This window comes from Aliivibrio sp. S3MY1 (assembly GCF_028765575.1).
Lineage (GTDB): Bacteria > Pseudomonadota > Gammaproteobacteria > Enterobacterales > Vibrionaceae > Aliivibrio.
On sequence record NZ_JARACO010000022.1, the window covers coordinates 18,478 to 40,639 of the forward strand.

28 protein-coding genes are annotated in these 22,162 nt (G+C 41.5%); 26 read left to right on the plus strand and 2 right to left on the minus strand.

Going from position 1 to position 22,162, the window contains the following annotated elements; genetic code table 11:
* The first annotated feature begins 1 nt into the window (after nt 1).
* From PVK62_RS13645 to PVK62_RS13720, 16 genes are all read left to right on the plus strand, one after another.
* Nucleotides 2–1,453: a hypothetical protein gene (locus PVK62_RS13645; protein WP_274449433.1), complete on the plus strand. Its 1,452-nt coding sequence runs from the start codon at nt 2–4 to the stop codon at nt 1,451–1,453.
* A 4-nt stretch (nt 1,454–1,457) separates the two neighbouring features.
* Nucleotides 1,458–2,567: a hypothetical protein gene (locus PVK62_RS13650; RefSeq protein ID WP_274449434.1), complete on the plus strand. Its 1,110-nt coding sequence runs from the start codon at nt 1,458–1,460 to the stop codon at nt 2,565–2,567.
* Entirely contained in the window at nt 2,567–3,244 is a 678-nt protein-coding gene (locus PVK62_RS13655; RefSeq protein ID WP_274449435.1) for a hypothetical protein, read from the plus strand. The genes PVK62_RS13650 and PVK62_RS13655 overlap by 1 nt, the downstream gene beginning before the upstream one ends.
* 111 nt (nt 3,245–3,355) lie before the next feature.
* A complete protein-coding gene (locus tag PVK62_RS13660) occupies nt 3,356–4,906 on the plus strand; it encodes a GspE/PulE family protein (protein ID WP_274449436.1) in 1,551 nt (516 codons plus the stop codon).
* Nucleotides 4,903–5,940 (plus strand): hypothetical protein, encoded by a 1,038-nt coding sequence (locus tag PVK62_RS13665; protein ID WP_274420501.1) that lies wholly within the window; start codon nt 4,903–4,905, stop codon nt 5,938–5,940. Before PVK62_RS13660 ends, PVK62_RS13665 begins: the two co-directional genes overlap by 4 nt.
* 26 nt (nt 5,941–5,966) lie before the next feature.
* Entirely contained in the window at nt 5,967–6,458 is a 492-nt protein-coding gene (locus PVK62_RS13670) for a hypothetical protein (RefSeq protein ID WP_274449437.1), read from the plus strand.
* Between the two features lie 2 nt (nt 6,459–6,460).
* Complete coding sequence (locus tag PVK62_RS13675; RefSeq protein WP_274449438.1) at nt 6,461–6,931, plus strand: hypothetical protein; 471 nt, start codon at nt 6,461–6,463, stop codon at nt 6,929–6,931.
* Nucleotides 6,932–6,938: 7 nt separating this feature from the next.
* Entirely contained in the window at nt 6,939–7,910 is a 972-nt protein-coding gene (locus tag PVK62_RS13680) for a type II secretion system protein (protein ID WP_274449439.1), read from the plus strand.
* A 14-nt stretch (nt 7,911–7,924) separates the two neighbouring features.
* Complete coding sequence (locus PVK62_RS13685) at nt 7,925–8,341, plus strand: hypothetical protein (RefSeq protein WP_274449440.1); 417 nt, start codon at nt 7,925–7,927, stop codon at nt 8,339–8,341.
* A gap of 172 nt (nt 8,342–8,513) precedes the next feature.
* Nucleotides 8,514–9,524, plus strand: a complete 1,011-nt coding sequence (locus tag PVK62_RS13690) for a S1 family peptidase (protein ID WP_274449441.1) — start codon at nt 8,514–8,516, stop codon at nt 9,522–9,524.
* A 483-nt stretch (nt 9,525–10,007) separates the two neighbouring features.
* Entirely contained in the window at nt 10,008–10,190 is a 183-nt protein-coding gene (locus tag PVK62_RS13695) for a hypothetical protein (RefSeq protein ID WP_274449442.1), read from the plus strand.
* 74 nt (nt 10,191–10,264) lie between these two features.
* Nucleotides 10,265–10,933, plus strand: a complete 669-nt coding sequence (locus PVK62_RS13700) for a hypothetical protein (protein WP_274449443.1) — start codon at nt 10,265–10,267, stop codon at nt 10,931–10,933.
* A 58-nt stretch (nt 10,934–10,991) separates the two neighbouring features.
* Nucleotides 10,992–11,519 carry a lytic transglycosylase domain-containing protein gene (locus PVK62_RS13705; RefSeq protein WP_274449444.1) on the plus strand — a complete coding sequence of 176 codons (528 nt, stop codon included), beginning with the start codon at nt 10,992–10,994 and terminating at the stop codon, nt 11,517–11,519.
* Entirely contained in the window at nt 11,516–11,989 is a 474-nt protein-coding gene (locus tag PVK62_RS13710) for a hypothetical protein (protein WP_274449445.1), read from the plus strand. The genes PVK62_RS13705 and PVK62_RS13710 overlap by 4 nt, the downstream gene beginning before the upstream one ends.
* A gap of 13 nt (nt 11,990–12,002) precedes the next feature.
* Entirely contained in the window at nt 12,003–13,025 is a 1,023-nt protein-coding gene (locus tag PVK62_RS13715; protein WP_274449446.1) for a CpaF family protein, read from the plus strand.
* The gene (locus PVK62_RS13720) at nt 13,012–13,410 is read left to right on the plus strand and encodes a hypothetical protein (RefSeq protein WP_274449447.1); all 399 of its coding nucleotides are present in this window, start codon (nt 13,012–13,014) and stop codon (nt 13,408–13,410) included. The genes PVK62_RS13715 and PVK62_RS13720 overlap by 14 nt, the downstream gene beginning before the upstream one ends.
* Here PVK62_RS13720 and PVK62_RS13725 read toward each other — a convergent pair.
* Nucleotides 13,365–14,345, minus strand: a complete 981-nt coding sequence (locus PVK62_RS13725; RefSeq protein ID WP_274449448.1) for a hypothetical protein — start codon at nt 14,343–14,345, stop codon at nt 13,365–13,367. The genes PVK62_RS13720 and PVK62_RS13725 overlap by 46 nt on opposite strands.
* 131 nt (nt 14,346–14,476) lie before the next feature.
* Between PVK62_RS13725 and PVK62_RS13730 the strand changes: the two genes are divergently transcribed.
* Genes PVK62_RS13730 through PVK62_RS13745 form a run of 4 tightly spaced genes read left to right on the plus strand, consistent with a single transcriptional unit; the run spans nt 14,477 to nt 15,991 of the window.
* A complete protein-coding gene (locus tag PVK62_RS13730; RefSeq protein ID WP_274449449.1) occupies nt 14,477–14,827 on the plus strand; it encodes a hypothetical protein in 351 nt (116 codons plus the stop codon).
* 27 nt (nt 14,828–14,854) lie between these two features.
* Entirely contained in the window at nt 14,855–15,262 is a 408-nt protein-coding gene (locus tag PVK62_RS13735) for a hypothetical protein (RefSeq protein ID WP_274449450.1), read from the plus strand.
* Nucleotides 15,259–15,666, plus strand: a complete 408-nt coding sequence (locus PVK62_RS13740) for a hypothetical protein (protein WP_274449451.1) — start codon at nt 15,259–15,261, stop codon at nt 15,664–15,666. Before PVK62_RS13735 ends, PVK62_RS13740 begins: the two co-directional genes overlap by 4 nt.
* Nucleotides 15,641–15,991 carry a hypothetical protein gene (locus PVK62_RS13745; RefSeq protein ID WP_274449452.1) on the plus strand — a complete coding sequence of 117 codons (351 nt, stop codon included), beginning with the start codon at nt 15,641–15,643 and terminating at the stop codon, nt 15,989–15,991. The genes PVK62_RS13740 and PVK62_RS13745 overlap by 26 nt, the downstream gene beginning before the upstream one ends.
* Here PVK62_RS13745 and PVK62_RS13750 read toward each other — a convergent pair.
* The gene (locus tag PVK62_RS13750; protein WP_274449453.1) at nt 15,967–16,395 is read right to left on the minus strand and encodes a hypothetical protein; all 429 of its coding nucleotides are present in this window, start codon (nt 16,393–16,395) and stop codon (nt 15,967–15,969) included. The two genes, PVK62_RS13745 and PVK62_RS13750, sit on opposite strands and share 25 nt — an antisense overlap.
* Nucleotides 16,396–16,513: 118 nt before the next feature.
* Between PVK62_RS13750 and PVK62_RS13755 the strand changes: the two genes are divergently transcribed.
* The 6 genes from PVK62_RS13755 to mobC all read left to right on the plus strand — a co-directional run bounded on the left by PVK62_RS13755 (nt 16,514) and on the right by mobC (nt 22,125).
* The gene (locus PVK62_RS13755) at nt 16,514–17,212 is read left to right on the plus strand and encodes a hypothetical protein (RefSeq protein WP_274449454.1); all 699 of its coding nucleotides are present in this window, start codon (nt 16,514–16,516) and stop codon (nt 17,210–17,212) included.
* Nucleotides 17,213–17,248: 36 nt separating this feature from the next.
* Nucleotides 17,249–17,656, plus strand: a complete 408-nt coding sequence (locus PVK62_RS13760) for an H-NS family histone-like protein (protein ID WP_274449455.1) — start codon at nt 17,249–17,251, stop codon at nt 17,654–17,656.
* 15 nt (nt 17,657–17,671) lie between these two features.
* Entirely contained in the window at nt 17,672–17,905 is a 234-nt protein-coding gene (locus tag PVK62_RS13765) for a hypothetical protein (protein WP_274449456.1), read from the plus strand.
* A 948-nt stretch (nt 17,906–18,853) separates the two neighbouring features.
* Nucleotides 18,854–20,854 carry a TraM recognition domain-containing protein gene (locus PVK62_RS13770; protein ID WP_274420521.1) on the plus strand — a complete coding sequence of 667 codons (2,001 nt, stop codon included), beginning with the start codon at nt 18,854–18,856 and terminating at the stop codon, nt 20,852–20,854.
* Nucleotides 20,851–21,384, plus strand: coding sequence for a hypothetical protein (locus PVK62_RS13775; RefSeq protein ID WP_274420522.1), 534 nt, complete (start codon nt 20,851–20,853; stop codon nt 21,382–21,384). The genes PVK62_RS13770 and PVK62_RS13775 overlap by 4 nt, the downstream gene beginning before the upstream one ends.
* Nucleotides 21,385–21,387: 3 nt before the next feature.
* The gene (mobC, locus tag PVK62_RS13780; protein ID WP_274420523.1) at nt 21,388–22,125 is read left to right on the plus strand and encodes a MobC family replication-relaxation protein; all 738 of its coding nucleotides are present in this window, start codon (nt 21,388–21,390) and stop codon (nt 22,123–22,125) included.
* Nucleotides 22,126–22,162: the final 37 nt, after the last annotated feature.

Genomic DNA, 22,162 nt, shown 5'->3' on the forward strand with positions numbered 1-22,162 from the left:
CATGCTTAATTTACGTCGCGGGTGCTTGTCACTGGTTATCGCCTCAATGCTACTGATCGGTTGCAGCTCTCAAGAGTTCAAAGACAACCAGAAAAAGAACAATGAGATCCAACAAGAAATAGCCACTCGCTCAACCACAATTAAAAACAAAAAAGTCGATTACATTACCTTACCCCCCGTCACTCAGCGCACCATCGTAGAAAAAGTGGATACGGCATGGCTAGACACCGTGGTTACGGTGAACGTAGCCGACATGCCCCTCTCGATTGTGATTGAAGAGATCATGAATGGCGTCGGTTTACCTATCTGGTTTTCCGAAGAAGTCGAACCAAATAAAGTCGTTTCTTTGAATTTTTCATCGACGCGATTAGACGTACTTAACCTACTTTCTCGTGAAACCGGTTATGGCATTTCAGCCAAAGACAAACGTCTTGAAATTACTAAATACGTGACCGAAACCTTCTCGTTAAATATTCCAGCGGGCACCTACTCTGCTCAAATTGGCTCGCAAGGGGAAGCGTCGGGTGAAGACTCCGCTCGCATTGAAGGTCAGTTTCTTAACATCGAATACAGCGAAGTTCAAATCGTTGAAGAGATAGCCGATGGCATTGTGAAGTTGCTAGGGGGTGACGATAAGGCCAAGACCGCCGTATCAACCGCAACCTCTCTTTCTAATATCACGGTTCGAGCCACACCCGACCAAATGATGGAAGTGCGAAACCTGATTGATAACGCTCAAGCCTCATTATCAAAGCAAGTCATGCTGGATATTCGTGTTCTTGAGTTTAAATCCAACTTAGGCACTGAGCGCGGGATTGACTGGAACATTGTCCGTGATACAGGGGATGGCTTACTGCAATTTTTTGTACCAGGAACCACAACGGTTTCTCAAGGGTTAGGCTCAGGACTGGCCTTTACGGGCACGGGCAAATGGTCAGGAACGGAAAGTTTGATCAAGGTATTGGAGAAACAAGGCTCGGTATCAACAGAAACCCCAATCACGGCCATGATCTTAAATAACCAACCCGCAAAAATCACTCAACAGCGCGTCGAGCCGTACATTTCAGAAGCCTCTTCTGAATCGAGCGAGGGCGTCGTGTCTGCCAGTGTTAAGCGTGACAAAGAAGTGGAAGGCGTCGATATGATGGTGGTTGCGAATGTGCAACGTAACCATGTGTGGTTACGTATCTCAGGGCAATTACAAAAAATCGTTCAACGTGAAGACAAGAAAGTCGAAGACATTGGCCTTCAATTTTTGACGGTGCAAAAGTCTGAGATCACCTTTGCCAACAAACTGCGTTATGGCCAAACCTATGTGATTGCCTCCATCAAACAAACCAGCCGTCTTGCGGAAAGCTCAAAAAGCTTTTGGACGCCGCTATTTGGAGGTACAGGCTCTCAAACCGATACGATCGAAACCTTGGTGTTATTGACCCCAAGAAAAGTGGAGTAAGACGATGGAATTGGCAACCCTTGCCCTTCTTTCTTTAAATGAGCTAAAGAAACATCAACGATTGCACCCAGCCCCTTTTGAAAAAATCGTCATTTCTAACCAACGTCTCACCCGCTATTACGGCCAAAATAATGCCGTGTGCTATGGCGAATGGGTACGTGACGTTCTAGATAAACCACCGCAGTTGTCAATTTATCTGGAGCAGAAAGAAATGAACGCATGGTATGGCTGTGCAATGGATGAAGACGGGGTACTGATAGAAAGAATAGGCTCATTTGCCTTGTTGTGTGATGTGCTTGCGTATGATTTACATCAAGCGAATACGATATACATTACCCATGAGCTGCCATCCCAACCTGACGGGATCAAAGATAAGGACGTCAGAGCCGTCACGTTACCTAGCAATGATGAGGAAGCGCTCGCCCCTTATCGACTCACTAAACATCAATCTAAAAAGCCATTATTGTTGGCCTGTTTGGGACTTGCAGGGGCATTACTTGGGGTTGGAACCTATGTCATGGCCCCTGATAGTCCCGCCCCACAACGCGTGGCGGTGCCACTCAGTGAAGAAATGCGCTATCAAGCGCAATACCACACCAGCGTATTGCCTAATGTCGCCATTATCGATGCCAGAAATGCCCTTCTAAGCACCACGTTATTTCCACACGGCGTGAATGCCAACACGGTGTCATTTCAGAATGGTCAACTCTCTTTGCCTATCACCATGGAGCCCAGCGCCAACTTAAATGAGTGGCAACAATGGTTAGATAACCACGCGGCGTTTTTGGCCCACTATGAGGCGCAAACCTTAACATTGACCCCAACAATGCACACAGGCGAGCTGCCACGGTATGACATGAGCGTTCAGCATGACGTAGTACAACGGCTTCATTCAATGGGCATAGGCGTCTTGCAAAACACGCAAGATAAACGCGTTGGGGCCTTGTTGATTAATCAATATCAACTCAGTGCCACCGTACCGCTTGGCTCACTCAATATCTTAAGTGAAATACTTAATCATCCAATGATCTCTCTTGATGCGATCTCTTTGACGCTCAATGACACCATGATGGTGACAGGCACCATTGGCATTACCTTACAAGGCATTAAATAATGACACTGAAAAAGAAAGTGCTGTACGCCCTAATGGGCTTTTCCCTCTTAGGCATGATAGGCAATACCCTTTCATCTAGTTTAAATGAGCGCTCAAAAAAAGAAACCAAAGCGCGATTAGCAGAGCAACGTCAAGCATGGGAGTTTCAAAATACAGAAACACTGACACCTGTGATTGAACACCAATCACCAGCATCGCCACAACCAATAACGGCAACAACAACGCCGAATACGTCGTTGCCCTTATCCCAAGAAGCACAACGGGCCTTGGACTCACTTCAACAAACCTATCTTAGCGAAGTGAACACCAAAGCAATGAAGGCGGCGAAAGAAGAATGGGAAGCCGAACAATCGCTACTAAACACCAAAAAACCCAAAGAAAACACAGTGATTGTTCCAGTAGAGCCGATTTATACCCCATCGTCATACAAGGCCGTCTCTCCCATCGAGCAAGTGATTGTGAAAAGTATCTTTTTTAATGACAGTCGTGTGGTTGCATGGGTGGAATTTGAAGGGCAACTCATCCCAATCAAAGAGCAAAGTGTGTTTTTAGATACGGTGGTTGACTCCATTACCAAAAACTCAGTGGTGTTTAATGAAGGCGGTCGATTAGTGACTCGCTACATGAGCGCCTCAAAAAAAGCGGTGCAAAAAAATGAAAACATCAGTGAAGAGTAATTGGCTCACACTCTCGCGCTTATGGGCCAGTAAGCGCACAGAGAAACCCACGCCATCCACAACCACGGTTCTAAAGATCGTTGTTCCTCTCAATGAGAAAAGGAGCTCAGTATGAATACGGAATTGGTGCTCAGTGATGAGCTAAAATCCATTTATTTTAAATACCAAAGCGCTATCTTGACTCAAGATGGCCAAATTTATACTTCTGATTTTACCACCAACGCCATTGATGAGATCAAAGCCGTCGTTAAGAACTATCCTTTACTGCTACCAGAGCAATTAGGGCAACGACTTAACGTGGTGCTGTGTGAGCAAAACTACCTCTCCTCTTTACTTGAAGAAAATAAAGGGGAGCTGCAACCGCTGCACTTGGATGATGATAAGCAATCGGAAGTGGCCCTTCGATTCAGTGCGCTTTTACAAACCGCCGTTGATAAAGACTCTTCGGATGTGCATATCGAGCTTTATAAAGCCGAAACGCGCTTATTAGCGCGTGTTGATGGCCGAATGGTGCACATAGAGAAAACCATTCCTGATCACGATTATGGCTTATCACTGTTCAGTTATTTATTTACCGACAAAGCCGTTGATACCGACGACGATTTTTATCCAAACAAGATAAATAATGGTCGTGTCATTATCACGCTGAAATGTGGCGAGGTTCGACGAGACACCATTTGGCGAGCCGCTTACATTCCAGCCAAAGACAAAGGCGGTCAAGTCACACTTCGATGGCTAAATAAATCAGAGCATATCCCGTTATTAACCCAGCTTGGCTGGGAGCGTGGCCACGTGCAAGCCATGCGTGATTTTGCAAACAGTCCATCAGGCATTTGTATCTTAACAGGGCAAGTGGGCTCAGGGAAAACCACGGTGATTGCAGCCACCTTATCGGAATTAAAAGGAAAAGGTCGCTCAATGAATACCTTAGAAGATCCCGTTGAATTTGACCTAGGTATCATACAAACCTCGGTCATCAACCAAGGGGACGAAGACGGCTTCTTTGTCTATTCAAAAGCGCTGCTTCGCCATGATGTGGATATTGAATCGCACGGGGAAATTCGTGACAACAAAGGGGCCATGAGTGTGTGTCGTAAAGGGGAAACAGGCCAGATCATGTTCGCCACGATGCACACCTCAAGCGCCATCGGGGTATCGCATACCTTCATTGAACAAATGCACGTACCAAAATCCATTATCTCAGCGCCTAATCTCATGAAGCTCTGGGTATATCAAACTCTGGTGCGAGTATTGTGTCCTCATTGCAAACTGACTCATGATGAACTCTCTGAGCATTATGATGAAGAAACCTTAGCCAAACTGAACCACTGGCACAGCGAGCTTGAGGGCAAACTTGACGGTATTCGATACAAGAACCCAAAAGGCTGTAAACACTGTACCGAAGGGGAAAAAGGCCGAACGTCTTTAGTTGAAATGATCGTGTTAGATAATGAAGACAGGCTATTTATTTCCAATCAAGATTATTTAGGCTGGGAAATCGCCCTTAAAGCCAAAGGGTTTAAGTCAGTACAAGATCATGCCTTATTAAAAATCAAACGGGGCGACATCGACATACTGACGGCTGCGGGGCAAGTGAACAACTTGATCGCACAATCAAGCGCTAACGTCTATGACTCTCTCTTTGATGAGGAGGAAGAATGATGGATTTTGCGGCGTGGCGACAAGCTCGTCAGTTCAATCCACAGAAACAAGCGCAGCTCTTGCATAAAATACAGCGCTTATCTCTGGCGGGAATGCTTCAAAAAGACATTGTTGGCCAAGTCATGAAATACGGCACCGCAATGGAGAAAAAAGTGGCTCAGGATGTGGCGAGCTCCCTTGCCAATGGACGAGGATTTGCAGACGGTATTCGCCCTTGGCTAATAAGTATTGCTTACCAAAGTCTGAAAGCTGGGGAGCACATCGGTGATTTCCAACAGGGATTAAACGATGCACTGGCGGCGATTGAGACACAAAACACCTCAACCACCGTATTAATCAAAGCATTAACGACTCCCATCATTGGCATCATCGCGTTGTTCGGCACCTCAGCACTGGCAGCCAACTACGTTTATCCCATGCTCAGTAAACAACTGCCCCGCCCCCAATGGGGGGCGCTGTCCTCGTTTTCTGAATCCTTTGGGTTGTTTTTTGGTCACTATGGCGTCTATCTGCTTTTGCTCTTTGCGCTTATCTGTATAGGGATTGTTATCGCACTCCCTTTATGGGTGGGTGAGCATCGAAAGAAAGTCGATAACGCGTTTGTGTTTCGTCAATATCGACTGATACACACCGCCCACTTTTTAAATTCCATCAGCAACCAAACCCTTTCAGGGATTGGGATAAAAGAATCGCTCTCCAATTATATCTCTACGACCCCGCCGTATGTGGCATGGCATATCCATAAAATGCTGACCCAAATTCGACAAGGGAAAAACAACGTAGGGGATATTTTTGATGTGCAACTGCTCAACCAAGAGGAGCAAGAAACCCTAACACTGCTTGGGGGCATTGATACGTTAGATCCTTTGAAAAAAAGTGCAGAAATGCATCAAGAACTTCTTGTTCAAGAAGTAGCTCTCATTCAAGCCATCGGAAAAAACACCTTAAAACTACTGGGCGCCTTTGTTTTTGGCCTCACCGCAGGGGGCATTATTTCCCTCATATTCAATATAGCAACGCATCAAATGATGTAACCCTTTCATTAAAAGAGAATAAACACATGAAAAAGAACCAAACCAAACTTGCTCAACGTGGCGCCATGTCTGTGGACGTTATGCTGGTCTCAGGCTTCATCATCCTTGCACTTATCTACATCATTTCTAAAGGGCCATCCATTGCTTATGCATGGAATAAGATCATGTTCACCTCTGATGTATCAAGCATCATCAGTGCAACCCGTGATTGGAAAAAATCCCGTCCAAACTTTGATGGTGTTAGTATTCAAAAAATCTGTGACATTACCGATCTAAGTGATTCGATTTGTGGCACTTCAGGGGATGGTAAATCGACTAATGCCTTTGGTGGCGACTGGCGTGTTTCTGTGAACGCTTCAAAAGGGTTGTTTGATATTACCGCGACGTTACCCAACGATACCGACCGTATCGATGATATTGCTGACACCATGGCATCAAGTACGCGAAGCGGCTGTATTGAAGCGGCAGGCTGTGCCACCATCAAAACCAGTGCGAACTCCGTCACCATGACGTTCTAGCTATGGTCAGTCAACACGGTTTATTAAGTGTTGATATGCTGCGTACCCTTCTGTTCTTATCCATCATGGCGATAGCTTCTAGCTCTTTGTTTTCTTTATTGTCCAACAAAACGGATGCGAAAGAGATAGAGCGCCACATTGATAACATCACTGCGCTTGCCCAAGCGCATTACAGCAAAGGGGTCATGACTACTCAATGTTTGGCCCAGCCAAGCATTGATATTAATCAACTGGATATAGACGCCTATGATTATTTAGGTCTGTATGACGTCAGTTATGACAGCGTATCACCCGCAAGACCTCACTCTGTGACGGTGCGTTTTACCTTCACCTTCCCAAATAAAGCCCATGCGATTTCGCGCTACTTAACCCCTAGCCATCACGATGGCATGAGCTTTTATTACCAACGCCCACTGGATTATCAATTGGTGGATTTTCAGCACCTTGATAGAGCCACAGGCTGCATTAAATAAGGACATCATGACACGAGCTCATACCCCAAAACGGCGAGCCCAAGGCGGGTTTGTGGCGATGGTTGGTTTGCTTATTACCTTGAGTTTTCTTTCCTATGCGTTTGTTTTGTACTCTGAAAAAGCACAAAAAGAGCGCATCAAAAGCGACACTCAATCGTTTTACAACCGACTGCTGTTTTTAAAACAACAAATTCACGCCTTTAATGCCGACCAATACCAAAATGGACGGCACATTAATTCGGCGGAATTATTTCCAGCGACATTACAAAACTTAGAAGGCGTTTACGTTCCACCCTGTTTACCCGCTGACAATGCTCAAGGCTTCTGTTTTTTGATTGACCAAACCCCGTGGGGAAAAATCAACTATGAAAGAGAGCCGCTGGTAACACCAACAGGCACCAACACATGGCGAGCAGTCATGCGTTTTACGCTACCAGACCAAAGCGATCCCGCGTTTACCACTGAATTGTCGATGAGCATTTCCATGCTCACGCAAATACCAACCAACGAGTATGACCCTGCGTTAAACCAAATGACGATATACGTAAACAGGCCAGACATGGCCTTTGCGTATGACGGATTGGTGAAACGCAGCGGGGATGATTCAACGTTACTTGGTGATTGGGATGTGGGCGGTAACTTTGCGATAACCAACGTCAAAGACATAACAATAAGAAACAGTGATGGAACTCAACGTTTAGTCAGTCGTGGATTATCAGAAATAGTCACCAGAAACCATGGAGGTTGGATTGATAAACCCGCCTGTCCTAACGGAACCAGTCCAGCCATCACATTAGGATTAGGCGCAATCAAAATAACTAGCGATTACGATCTAACAGGAAGCCAGAAGCCCTATTTACTTTCTCAAACAGCCAGTCAATGGCAAGTCGGGCTAGAAATTAGAGTAGTTAGAAAAAGTACAGGGCAACCATTAATTCATAATGACGGTGTCATCAACGCCTTTGTTCAATGTAAATAAAAGAAGGAAATACCATGAAAAAAACCTCAATAGCACTAGTAATCCTTATGGGATTAAGTGCCTCTGTTAATGCAAATAAAATGACTTATGAAGACGCGGTTCAATCAGGGCAAACGTATCGTGAGTCCATCGAAAGGGATAATATTGAAACCCCAACCGATGGATTAGGGGATAAAGAACTGTTGGGGGGAAATGCTTCTAACAAAATGGGTAAATGGGTCAAATTAGGCTCATCAACCATGCTAAATGCAGGTCAATACGCCTCGGTTCTTGCACCAAGTGCAGCAGGACAATCTTGTTTAAAAGGTGAGAAAGGATTCATTGCTGGTATTGAAAAAGAGTGTATTCGATGGAATAGCGGGGGTTCATTCTGCTATGAAGAGAAAATATCATTAAGTATGGATACTGGCTTTAAAGCTGAATGCCGTTAATAATTAATGGTTATTAAGGAGGGGTAAAAACCTCCTTTTAAAGCATATACCTTTTCGATCATAGCTTCAGTTTTCTTATGCTAAAAGATCATATTTAATCACACAGAAAAACAGATACTTACCCCATATTCAATAGTATAATTAGTCCTATAAAATCAACGAGATTAAAATAATGAAAACAACAACTCTTACACTACTCATGGCTGGGTTATCATTCAATGCATTGGCTGTTGAAAATGGTACATCAGTTAGTTGGAACAACTACGATGACATCGTCAAAGCTTATAATAATGATAAAAGCTCTGAATGCTCAGGTACTGTTGTTGCTGGTAAATTTGTTCTCACCGCTGCCCATTGTGTGGCAGATAGCGTAACTACAATGAGCAACGTTCAATTATCTCCTAACCATAACGTTAATATATCTTCATTTACCGCACACACTAATTACATTCCCGATACCGACGATTACACTGGATATGATGTAGCGGTGATCACTCTGACACAAAGTGCCAACACAAAAAATATTCATTTTTTTGCTGATTTGACTAAAGACACAGTAAAAGTAAATGACCCACTATTTCTATTTGGTTTTGGTCGCACAAACCTAAATTTAAATTACGCTAGTTTCACCATGGTAAATTTAAATAAAAACCCTGCTGATCGTCTTGATGGAAAGCAGATAAATGCAAGCAAAAGTACAGGAGGTGACTCTGGTGGGCCTTGGTTAAACAATAAACAAGAGATAGTGTCAGTACATAAAGCAAGTTCATCCTTTACTGACGGTAGAACTGAGACTTACTCTACCAACCTTTTTTATCTTAATGATTTCATATTAAAAGAAATCAACGGTTGGCATTACCCAACTCTTGCAAATACTTCTAATCGAACAGCCACTATTACCGTTCAATCTCTGCATCAAAACAACGTAGCAGATAATGCAACAACATCAGGGGACGCTCAAATTATCGGGGGAACGTGTCTTGACCAAGTAATCAACCCTTATGAAAAATGTACTTACATCATAGAAAGCCAAGGTGGGATCGGTACGCTTCATCTATCAGATAACGAATCAATTGCTATCAATAAACCAACACCTGAATCAGGCGGCGGTGACAGTGGCGGTAGTCTTGGGTTCTTATCGTTAATCGGTTTACTTGGTCTGGGATTAATCAGAAAAAAGTAATGTTTTGAATTTTAAATGTAAACACTCAAAAATCAGTTTTCTATCCATATTTGCCACCCATAAGAAACACGGGGTTGTCTCATTAGATAAATTAGCATCGTGGAATAGAGTAATTAAAAGAAGCAATGATTCAGGCTTTAAGTGTAAGGAAGAATCAACCATGATGGACGTACATAAAAAATACAAAACAAGATCATAACTATCATAAATCGAACCACAAAAAAGCAGACCAACAGGTTTGCTTTTTTATTGCATTAACATCTCACTTTTAAGAAAAGTTCACATAATAAACACACGCAACCGTTCGCTTTTTTCTACCTACTAATAATGAATATATTAATCATTTGTTTATAACCAAATAGTCTAACCAGACTTATAAATACAAATGACAATTCTAACATTAAGCATATACTCCGACTTCACATAATACGAGCGAATCATGCTCTCTAGGCTTGTAAATCAGCCTATTTCATAGAATAAACAATGAATACTGTTAAGTCACAGCAACACATCACCATGTATTTGATTGCTCAAAAACATGAAGCTTACGGCTACACCTCTTTAGAAACACTGGCTCAATGGGATCGAAAATTACCAAAGAAAAATCAGTCAGCATTTACCTGCAAAAAAGTAACCACGCTCAATAATACAAAATATAACCCGTAATATTTTTATCCAAAGCAAGCCTATCGGTTTGCTTTTTTCATGCCTGTCATTTACCACATAGAGACATCTTTATTATGACTACATTTTACTTCTTCGTTGAGTTGGTTAGTGCTCCTATTGTAATGATAGGCGTTAGTTTTCTTAGCTACCTAATCCAAACCACACCATCAACCATTCGCAACCTTAATCATCGTTATCAAAAAACAGGAGGAATTGGCGTTCTATTGTTAGGAATGTGTTTTATCACCCAGCCTGAGTCAAATTACTTATTGTATGGTGCTGTGATTGGTTTTCTGATTTTTCATTATTTCTGTGGGTTTACCGTTCAATCTATATATGTTCACTCATTGGCCATCGTTCCATCACCTTGGAATAAACAGAAAGTTCAGGTTCATCTTGCTACGCTATCCCAGCCACTGGATAAAGAAGTGTATCAGGATTTATTTATTCTTCTTGATGAGCTGCAAGCCGCTGGTATCACTACGGTTGTATTGACTTCGCCGCTATTTACTAAGCAAAAAAGAATAAGAAGTACGTTATTTTTTCAGTACAAGTTAAAGCAAAAAAGCATTGAGCTAGAAAGTAAAACCATTCCGTTCTATACAAAACCATGGTCATGCTGCTTGTTGGCGTTTCAAAAATACCTATTACGAACACCAAGCCTTCAATCATTGCCATTAACTCGCTGGCACCAATACACACTGCGTTTACCTTCACGCTCAAATTCACGATTATCAGAATGATAATTGGGGTGTTTGAGTGCAACAAAGCGAAGCGACGTTAGCCCAAAGGACTTACCCCATGAAAATCAATATAACGGTATTTGCCTACTGGCTAATGCTATGCACTCTTTCGCCCGTATCTTTTGCTGCACCTGAAAATACCACATCCACTGGTGCGCGAAATTACAATGGCTGGACATCGAGCTACAACCGAAAACAAACCGTTCCTAAATGCACTCGTCATTGTGATGCTATTGCAAGAAGCAGTCGGTATTACGGCGTACCTAGCGCCTTAGTTCTGGCCATTATCAGGCAAGAAAGCAACTTCAATCACAGAGCCGTTAGCCCCAAAGGGGCAAAAGGCTTAATGCAGTTAATGGACATGAACTCCACTCACATTGACCCATTCAATCCTGAGCAAAATATTCATACTGGCACGGCGTTGTTAGCTCGACTGTTAAAACAATACGATTCCATTGAATTGGCCCTTGCAGCGTATAACGCGGGCGAAGGCAACGTAAGAAAATACGGGGGCGTTCCCCCATTTAAAGAAACACAGAACTACATCAAAAAAGTCATGCTCTATTATCGAGGATACCAATCATGAAACCTTACTTACTGCTGCCCCCTCTGCTTTTGTCCTTGCTCTATACGCCGCCTTTACTCGCCGCCTCCGAAGCCGATTGCGCTATTTGGATGTGTTTACCGACTGGATTTGGTGAAGGCTGCGGGGACGCAAAGAAAGCCTTTAAGAAAAGAACCAAACGGCATCAACCCTCTATGCCGCCATTTCCATCTTGCGAAGTTAGGCCCGCTGGAGATACGTCAGTCATTAGAGATAAATACACCTCAAAAGATGGCGTTGCCGCTTATGTTCCCACAAGAACGATATGCATCCGTCAAGGTAAGAATACCTGTATGGAAACCAAAACCATTGATGAGCACATGGTAAAAGACAAACGATGCGCTCGAACTTCAAAAGATGGGCCATATTACCCAACAGGTTGCACCCAAACCTTTAGATACACCGAAGTCTATTTGAATGGTCACTTGTTTGGCCAAACTCAATACTACTAATTAAGAGGCCAACATGAGTGACACCATAGCAACGCTCTTTGGTGATGTTCCTATTGCCAAACAATACGAATGGCAATGGGTAGAGAAACACTTTGAACCACTCAAACAATGGTTTTTATGTGACGGTGTCACTGAAATCTTTGTTGATAGGTTCAATTCAATCTCCATCGAGCGCAACGGCAAGATTGAAAAAACCGACACCACCTTTGTATCAGAGCAAACTCTTAAAAATTTAATCACTCAAATTGCCTTATGCTTAAATCAAACCTTAACCGATGAGTCCCCTATCATGGACGCCCGTCTTCCTGATTGCTCCCGTTTGTGTTGTACGCTGCCAAGCGTCACACCACAAGGCGCGACAATCACGTTACGTGTCGCCCCAAGGGATTCTATAAACATTGATGAATTAGTGGCGTATGGCGCCCTTAGCGAAGAAATGAAGGTCTATTTACAAGGACACATCCAGCAAGGCAGTAACATGATGGTGTCAGGCAATACTGGCTCAGGAAAAACCACCTTGCTTCGCGCCTTAGCGCGATTCATCCCCCTCAACGAGCGCGTCATTACCTGTGAAGATACTCAAGAGCTGTACTTAGATTGGTTGCCCTATCGCGTATCACTGGAAGCCCCGAATCGAAAAGACAGTGAAATTGAAATGAAGAACCTCATTGAAACGTCACTTCGTATGAGACCCGATAGAATTTGGGTGGGGGAAATCAGAAAGGCAGCGGCGGCCGACGCCTTTCTTCAAGCAATTAATACGGGGCACTCTGGATGTGTAACCACCATTCACGCCAATAACACAATTGATGCGGTATCACGTTTGCAGTATCTCATTGCAAGCCAAGGCTTGATTAGTTTTGATTTGGCTGGAAAACAAATCATGGGCTCAGTCAATCTACTGATACACGCCAGTCGTCATGCCGACTACGGCAGACGAATAACGGAAATCACCGAAATCAAAGATGGGAAATGCATTCCCGTTTTTAGATTTAATACTGAAACAATGGAGCATGAAAATCATGATAAAAAATAGCAACCAACCTAAACATCTATTTAGCATCAGTTCTACAGATACGATTTTACAAGATAACTATAACAATGATGTCATGAAAAATTTGTACAGCCACCTAACTAATATAAGCAAAATTAGCATGACTAGCTATCGCGCCAGCCGTGCAATAACAGAGCTCATTATTCATTACAATCATGGTAAGATATTTATGCTAACAATATTAGAAGGAGAACTACGAACTCCGCCGTTATCATCCGATGACATTCGTTTAGCGCATAAAGAAATATCATTACCCGATGCTACAGACATCATCATTTTTGTTACTCGCCTTGCTCACTACGCCAACTTATCACCATTACTTCAGGCTGTTCCTGATTCCGCTGAAGTGTTGGTTTTTAACTCATAATAAATAGCCAACTGCCGTAAATTTGATATTTCAAGATTAATGGTAATCCGCCCATTAGAGTCCTCTCTTTCTGACATGCTAGGATTAAGTAAAAACAATCGAAAATATCTAACATTTTTTGTATTCAAAATCTCATTAATATAATGCTTAAATCGCCCTTTATTCATAATATCTTTACTAACATACAAATGAACGTTTTTATCATCAATTTTATCAAAAAAGTAAAATAAGAAACCGCTTCCATAACGCTGTTTCAAGTACCCTCCACCAAAAACAACACCATTATATTGATTAGATACTCCATTATTAATACGAGTTATATATTTATAAAAAGGAACCTTACCATGATTAGTCACATGAAGTTTTAACGATATATACTCATCATAAGATAACTTTTCTTTAGCTTCTTGCCATGTGTCAATAAGGCGTTGAAGTTGGTTTGTTCGGGTATAATGTCGCCATCGAGAGTTTCCTTTACTATTATTTTGTCCATCATTACGAGCTACCGACTCAGTGGAAGAAACAACTGTAGTTTCGGTATCTGTTTCAATTTTCTCACTATCCTCAATCAAAGGATCAAAATAATTGACATAATCCTTCAATTTTAATCTTGCTCTTTTTTCATTGAAGTCTTCATCAGACTCATCATAAGATTGAGCTTGCTCAACCTCGGCAGTGAATTGAACCCACTCACAGCAAGACTTATGCTCATGGGGAGAGCGATAATGTGCCGCGATGAACTTTATGCCATCTTCAGCCATAACATGATAATTAACACCACTAATAAGAACACCACAATTACGGTCACTACATGAAAAAGTAAATCGTTTTCTCTCTTCTTTTTTTCTAAAAAAATATTCAACTCTCGCTTCATCAATTGAAATACTACGTTTAAGTTCTTTACAATAAGCAAATAAAACTTTCGTTTTTTTCATAGGTTAACGCCTCCAGTAAGGCTTTCAATTAAGCCGCTTTAATCTCATCAATACCATAATCGTATTTATTCACCATTTTTCATATACATAAATTCAAAATAACAATTAATTTAATACGAAGGAGCTACGCGATGTTTAATCCTATCTTCAACCCTAAAGTAACACCCGAACATGAAAACGCTTTACACGTTCTTATTGAATGCATCTTAGAAAACATCATACCTAACGAAATTAATATTTACGCTTATCGAATAGGTACAGGATGCTTCCACGTTATGAAGTTGGATAACCAACTCGAAATTACCATCACCGATGGCCACGTCGATATTCCAGATAAAGAAAACTGTTTGGATTCTTTACGAATTGGCCACATCCAAATTGGAGTTCTCGATTGCATAGATGTGACCTACACCATTGCTCATATTATTGAGCAGATTAAAGCTAAAAATAATCGGCTCATTTATTCTTATCAAACCCAATAATTCTCATAAAAAAGGACATATGCCTCCATGAGTACATCAAATGAACCACTAAACTATGAGTACGCTTACATCGAAATAAGAAATCTTTTGGCTTACACATTTAATGTTATTGCAAGTGAAGTCGGTGATGGATTAACACCCATTGATATTGGAGTAAAAGAAGACGAAGCACTTAAAAAAAGACGACAGCTGGCTGAGGATATTGTTTGTACTCAAACCCATTCTTTACATAAATCCCCTCACCCAATCACCCTAGATCTGCATGACGAACTAATAGAAAAATTCATGTATTACCTTACTTTCATTACCTGTGATGCAGCTCCTAGTGGAGTGTTCGCAGATAGCCACCCTAAACTCGACACGCTTAGGTATCCAAATGCAGATAATGACTTAGATGAAACACTCAAATCAGAAAGCGAGAGCGATAACGCATGAAACTTAACGTTGATTTTTCCGAGCTTGAAAAAGCAGTGCAACAAATGACAAACACCACAATCAAAGGACAAATGACTATGGAACCTAAAAAATACGAGTACACAGAAGAAGAGTTGAAGACATTAAACTCTTTAGAAAAAGCGGCTTCATCAACAGCACTTTCCCACGAAACCCAAACTCAAGATTGGGAGAAGTGGATGCACGATGATGACCACAGTCCAAAATTTGAATTAAATTATAATGGAAGCCCTATTTTCATGGATATGCTCACATTACTTCAATGCTTGAAAATAGCAGAGCATACTCACCATCTCCCCAAAATAAACAGTGAATGGTGGTTACAAATCATTAAACAATACCCAATAGAAGTGAACTTAGATGAACGTATTCAAACTCAAAATTAATCACATCCGAACTGGATTATTTCATTTACTAAAAGCGGCAAAACTCCTACCGAATAATATTATCTTACCCCATCAATTGGATTTTGCTTTCAGCGTTGCAAAACGCTTAGATGAGCATAGGGAATTAATTGAAGAGATAGAAAAGCACACCGGTTATTTCAGCTCTGAAAATGGACGATGGTCAAAAAATCACGCAATAACCCAAGATGACTACCTTATCAAATTGTTTACCTTGCGCTACAACGTAGAGCCATCAGAAGAGCACTTCGATAAATTGGGGTTATATGTGCGGGAACGACCTCATGTACTAAAAGCGCAAGAGTAAGAATGGATCACTCCCTTAAACGAAGTAATACCATGAGTAACTAACTGCTGATATTGATACTTCATCAAACTAATGCCTTCTTCTTCATAAATATCTTGAACACCTTCAATCTTTAATTTCAATGACAAAAAAGAAGTACTGTCAGACAACGTATTCTCCAAACCATCCATACGTAAACAGCATTGAGTCAACATTGAGAGATACACTTCATCTTCTCGATGAAGGTTTGTTTTAATAAAAAAACCACCAAGAACATGCAATTGCTCTCCGTCCTCTTTCACTAAACACACCAGATAAATATGGCGATACATTGAAGCATTGTCCGTTAATGCATTCATTGTGTATGACATTTTACTGCCGTTGAAAACACAAGAAAACGGAACATAAGCACGTTCATTTACCATTTTTATTCTCAATAAAATCATCCTATTTCACTGTACGTGATGCTCATTGAGTTCAACAAATGGAAACGACATGAACGTGAAGTGACTCGAAAATCAAAACATATCAAGGAGTAACCTAATGACAAATGCACTCACTAATGACGCTGACATTCTTGATGAGCAAGAATTGGAAGCACTAGAGCAACACTATAAAGAAAGAGAGCAAGAGCATGAGAAAGAGCGCCACAATGTTAAAGCTCGACTCTCTGGCCACACGTTTTTAAAACGCTGCCACCTACCCATGTATTGGTTAGCAAGACTAAGAGAAATGCATGTTGGTGATACGTTTATCATGGCTTCACTGCGTCATCATTATGATGAAATGGACTTTGAAGGTGTCGCTGAAATTTACGCTCAAAAAGAATCGAAAGGCGTTTATAAACTGCATTCTAATTGGACATTACTTTCCAAACCATCAAGACCTCATCGCTTTTCTGAACTCACTTTTAAAATAGAAAAAGGCGGAATAATTGCTTTCACAGGAAAGCATTCACCTGAGAACCAACACAGTTTTGTTTTAACCTCAAGATACATCCAATGGTTACTCAAACACGTCACCGCTGAAGATAATCAACCTTATTTCGATCTTGGTCTTCCCCCGTTTTTAAGTGGCGTCAATGTGGATAAAAACAGTCGAACCACAAGGCGTTTTTATCCAAAAGGTAAACACAATGAAAAAGGTATTCACTACCTTTTTCATGACGAACAAATGCCAAAAAGCATGATGGAATGTATCGTCGATTATGGCATCGCTTCTGGTGCCATCAATTTTTCTTAATTTGAAACTAATCTATAAAATCCAAAAGGAACACTTATGAATCCATTATTAAAAACACTATTAAACACTCGTACTCTTCGTAAAACACTGAATGAAGCAACACCTGAGCAAATAGAAACCTTACTTGCCAATGTCATTTTAGTAAGCGACGAAATCAAAGAAATACACCGAAAAAAAGCCGAAGAAGACGCCATAAAATTGCAAGAGCTTGAGCTATTCAAACAACAAATCATTGATAAAGGCATTGATTTTGAGGCGCTGTCTAAAATCATGACAGGCAAACCAAAAGCCAAAAAGAAAACAGCCACAGCACAAACTGAACTCATTTATCATTATGAAAAAGACGGTGAGAAAAAACAGTGGAATGGTAAAGGTGATATGCCAAATATCATCAAACAAGCCATTCATAATGGCAGTAAGTTAACCGATTTTTTAGCACGTTAATGTAAGGGCTACATCATGAAATCAGAGCAAGATAACGCACTCACAATCAATGATATTAATAACGAACTTCACTCAATTACACCAGAGCAAATGGAAGGTGCATTAGGAAAATTTGAAGCCATCATGGAACGACTCATCACTGGATGTGATGAAAATTCTGAGCAAGGGTTGCAAGAAAAAGAACGACTGCAACGATTTGAAAAAGACATTCTTAACAGCAACTTTAATTCAAAAACCAAAGCACATTAACAGAAAATAAGCACACGAAAAAATGAAATGAACGATCATTCATTTTGATGTTCGCTTTTGCTTTTCTATCGCTCTTTCTGTCTTTTTATCTCGCTCTTCATCGCTCTACCTCCCGCTTTTCTCTCTCGTCTCTTTTGCTTTTTTGCTCTGCTCTTTTCACAAAGAAACCAGACATTAGCGAATAACAAACAGATGACTTCATACATAAAATGAAAGCCACATTTCAATCCTTAAGGATTGTTAAATGGCTTGAATGCTTGAGTGAAAATTACGAGCCTAAGCGAAGGAAGGTGAACTGCTTTTCAAACTTAACGACGACGCGCCGTGCGCCAAAGGAGTTCTAGTTTGCCCTGCTTAAAAAAGGATTCAATCGCTGAAAGCGTCCCCCATCGTGGGGGGAGGAGCGAAGCGAAATTGCTAATTCTTTTTTCAGTGCGCAGCATCTAACGCCGCGTTGAGCCCCGCGAAACCAAGTTAGACGGGGGAGCCGAAATAAACGTGTAGCCCCAGCGTAAAGCACGAGCCTCCCCAGAGGCGTTTTATTTTGGGGGCTTGCCCCGCACAACCGTTGAGTAACACGAGACCAAGCCCGTTTTGGTAGTTGATTAGGCTATTTTTGAGCAAGTTAGGAACGACACGGCCAAAAAGAGCGTAAATCACCTTCAAAAGGGGCTTGGTCTCGCGTAGCGATACGGTTTTGCGCGCTCTTGACTTGCTCCCTGTCGGACGTTCAGGACAGAGGGGAGATTTCTGTTGACCTTGACCTTAAAAGACTGAAAAAACACGTTTTTTCTGTATCTCTAGCTCGCTTGCGAGTGCTCCTTCTTGCTTTTCTCTTTCTCCACTCTCGATGTTAACCCTCGGTGTCAGCTCTCGGTGTGACAGAAACACCGAGGATAAACACCGAATGCAGACACCGACAAGAACATTTATAGGAAAGAATTTACTATGCTTGAACACATCGAATTTATGCTGTTTAAAATCGCCATACTCACAGGCTCGGCGCTCTATTCATTCACCGATACGTGGGGCTGGTTTCTCTCTTTTATCGCTGGGGTTGGCTTACCAACCCTCTACTTTGATAAACCCAAAACGGACAAAGACGAAAGTATTTTTCGTCGAGCGATTATCGCTACTTCTGTTTTGTTTTTTATCTTTGGAACGATCTCAAACATAACGATCCCAACGTTATTAGTTTGGATCCAACGATCACAACTGACTCAGATTGTGAGTATCGAATATTCATGGCAAGCGTATTTATTATGGCCAAGTTTATTCCTTGGTTTGTTTCTTCATGTTTTCGTTCGCCGTCAACTTTCACCGTTAAAAAACAAACTGAAAACCGACTTAACCAAGAAGTCATCGCTGGTTCGAGAAGAGAGAACCGACGTCAGAAACATCCGTCAGTTTTTACCTGATACCGTGGAATACGATCCCCTTGATTTCATCGATATTAATAAGGGAATGTTTGTCGGATTAGATCGCCATCAACAACCGCAATACATCCCAATGGGTGACTGGCAAAAACAACACGCCGATATTTTAGGAACGACGGGCGCAGGTAAAGGCGTTGCATCAGGAATGCTGCTTTATCAAAGCATCATGGCTGACGAAGGTGTCTTTGTTTTAGATCCAAAAAACGACGAATGGGCGCCACACTTATTTAAGTATGCGTGTGAGCAAGCGGGCAAACCGTTCTACTTAATCGATCTGAACCTTAAAGAATATCAACTCGATCTCTTTGCGGGTATCAACAAAGATCAAATCGAAGAATTACTCGTCGCGGGATTAAGTTTGGCTGAAAAAGGGGACATCGCCGACTTCTATCGTATCGATGACAGAAAGGCAGCTCGTGAAGCGCCGTTCTTAGCCAGTGACGATGAAATAAGATCCATTGAAGCGCTATTTAATAGTGAGCATGTTCAATCTCTCGCTGAAAAAGTAAAAGCCTTTTATGGAAAAATGGAAGAGCTAGCGTTGATTAAATCAATCAATGCCATTGGCGGATTAAACCTCAAAGATATTTTTGATAATGGCGGCTGCTGCTACATCATCGGCTCACTGCGTAACAGTAAAATAATCATCGCCCAGCGCATGATCTTAATTCGACTGTTTCAACTTGCCGAAGAGCGTGATCGCGTAAAAACAAAACCAAGGCCCATCGCCATTTTCTTAGATGAATTAAAATACCATTTATCCAAAGCGGCACTTGAAGGATTAGGCGCCGCTCGTGATAAAGGCGTTCACATCATCATGGCACACCAATCCGTTGCCGATTTAAAAGACTGCCCCGCCGACTTAAACGGTGAAGCCGTTGTGGGTGCCGTGGTTGAAAACACCAAATTCAAATTGGTGTACAAACTTCAAGATCCAGAGACCGCCGAATGGGTATCTAAAATGTCAGGCACTATTTTAGTTGATGATGAAACCAAACAAATTGAAAACAGTCGCGTCTTAACCGAAAACATCACCAATGAGCGCAGCGTTCGATTAGCAGAAAGAGCCTTGGTTGATACCAATATGCTGCAAAGTTTACCGCCCTTTGTGAGCTACATCTTCACCCCAAACGAGCCCCCAAGACCATCACTCATTTCACCAATCAAAGTGAAAAAAGAAACCTTAGTTTTTCACAATATGAATAGTGAAGAGGTTCCATCATTAACGCCTTTGGATGATCTGAATGATGACAATTTTGACATCAGTACCACCGAAGAGGCGAGCCAGCATGACTCTGATACAGAGCCATCAGAAGAAGACTCTTCGGTGGCACCATCCGATCCTTTTGCAAGTGAAGAGGACGACGATGAAAGCAATTATGATTTTGGCGTATCTGACTCAGAAGAGCAGGAAGAGCCAGCAGAAAGTGAAGAAACACCCACTATCGAAGAGTGCGAGAAAACAGTGGATGACTTATTTAATCAATTAACACAAAAGGAAAAACAAGAATGAAATTCCACAATAAAAAACTGGCTCTGCTATGGCAACACGATTTACTGACACCAAGCACAAAAAGAAAGCCCATTGATGGCCAGTTTATTTTCAGTAGTATCTTTTCTGTCTACGCGTTTTCCACTCGAAACGATCAAACCATATCAACCCTGTTCGCAAAAAAGGTGATTGAAAAAATAGGAAATGATCTGCGAGCGTTTCGACTCTCAATCAAAAAACAATCCTCAGTGTTCAATGATGGGATTGACCCAATTGAATTACGAGTGTTTACGCCTAACAACGACTATGAGTTCACGATCCATCAAGACAAACTCAGTCCAGAAAATACCATGCTCGTGAAAATATTCATGGCCATGGACGTTTTTATTATTGATCTAAACAAAGCCTTATTTAATGGCGAGCTCAACAGCCAACAAAAACAAGCTTATCAAATAGGCGTACTCAATCAACTGGCTCACTTATTAGAAACCGTGAATACCACCTGTATTGATTTTCATAAATTAAGAAAAAGCCAATCAAATAAAGGATGATGGATGATCATTTCTGACCCTAAAAAAAGAGCCGAACGTTACTCAGAAAAACAAACGCTGGTCTTGAATTATTTAAAACAAGAAACCTACAGCGACATTCCCAACCTTATGTTGTTACTAAATTATAAAAAACGACAACCATTAGACCTTCTCTTAAAAAAAATGAAGTCCATCGGGCTTATCGAAAAATTTGAATACGGGTTTAGAGACATAAAAGTCAAAATATGGGGGATCACCATCGATGGCATGATACAAACCGCGGACGCTAAAGATACCGATGACTTTCAGCACTTTGAACCTTCAAAAATAAAAACATGGACAATGATCCATCACTTGATGAATCAAGAAGTTCGGATTTATTTAGAACGCAATGGCTGGTCACATTGGCAAAACGCCGACCGTTACACCTTTAGAAAAAAATATCCTGTTCCTCACCGACCTGACGCATTGATCATCGCCCCCAACGGCCACACCATTGCGATAGAAACAGAGCGAACACTAAAAACCAAACCGCGATACCAAGAAATATTGAAAAGCCATCTACTGGCCAAGAAAAATAAATATTGGTCCAAAGTCATCTACGTGGTTCCTGACAGTAAAACCAAAATTGCCCTCACCAATCGCTTTAACAACATCACTTACGTCAACATGAATGGATCACGTATCACTCTGACGGACGATCACCGAAAAACATTCCACATATTCACATTAGAAGAAATGAAGACACTCGTTATTCATTGAGTTTCATTCTTCCTCAACAAATACCGCCCTTACTTTC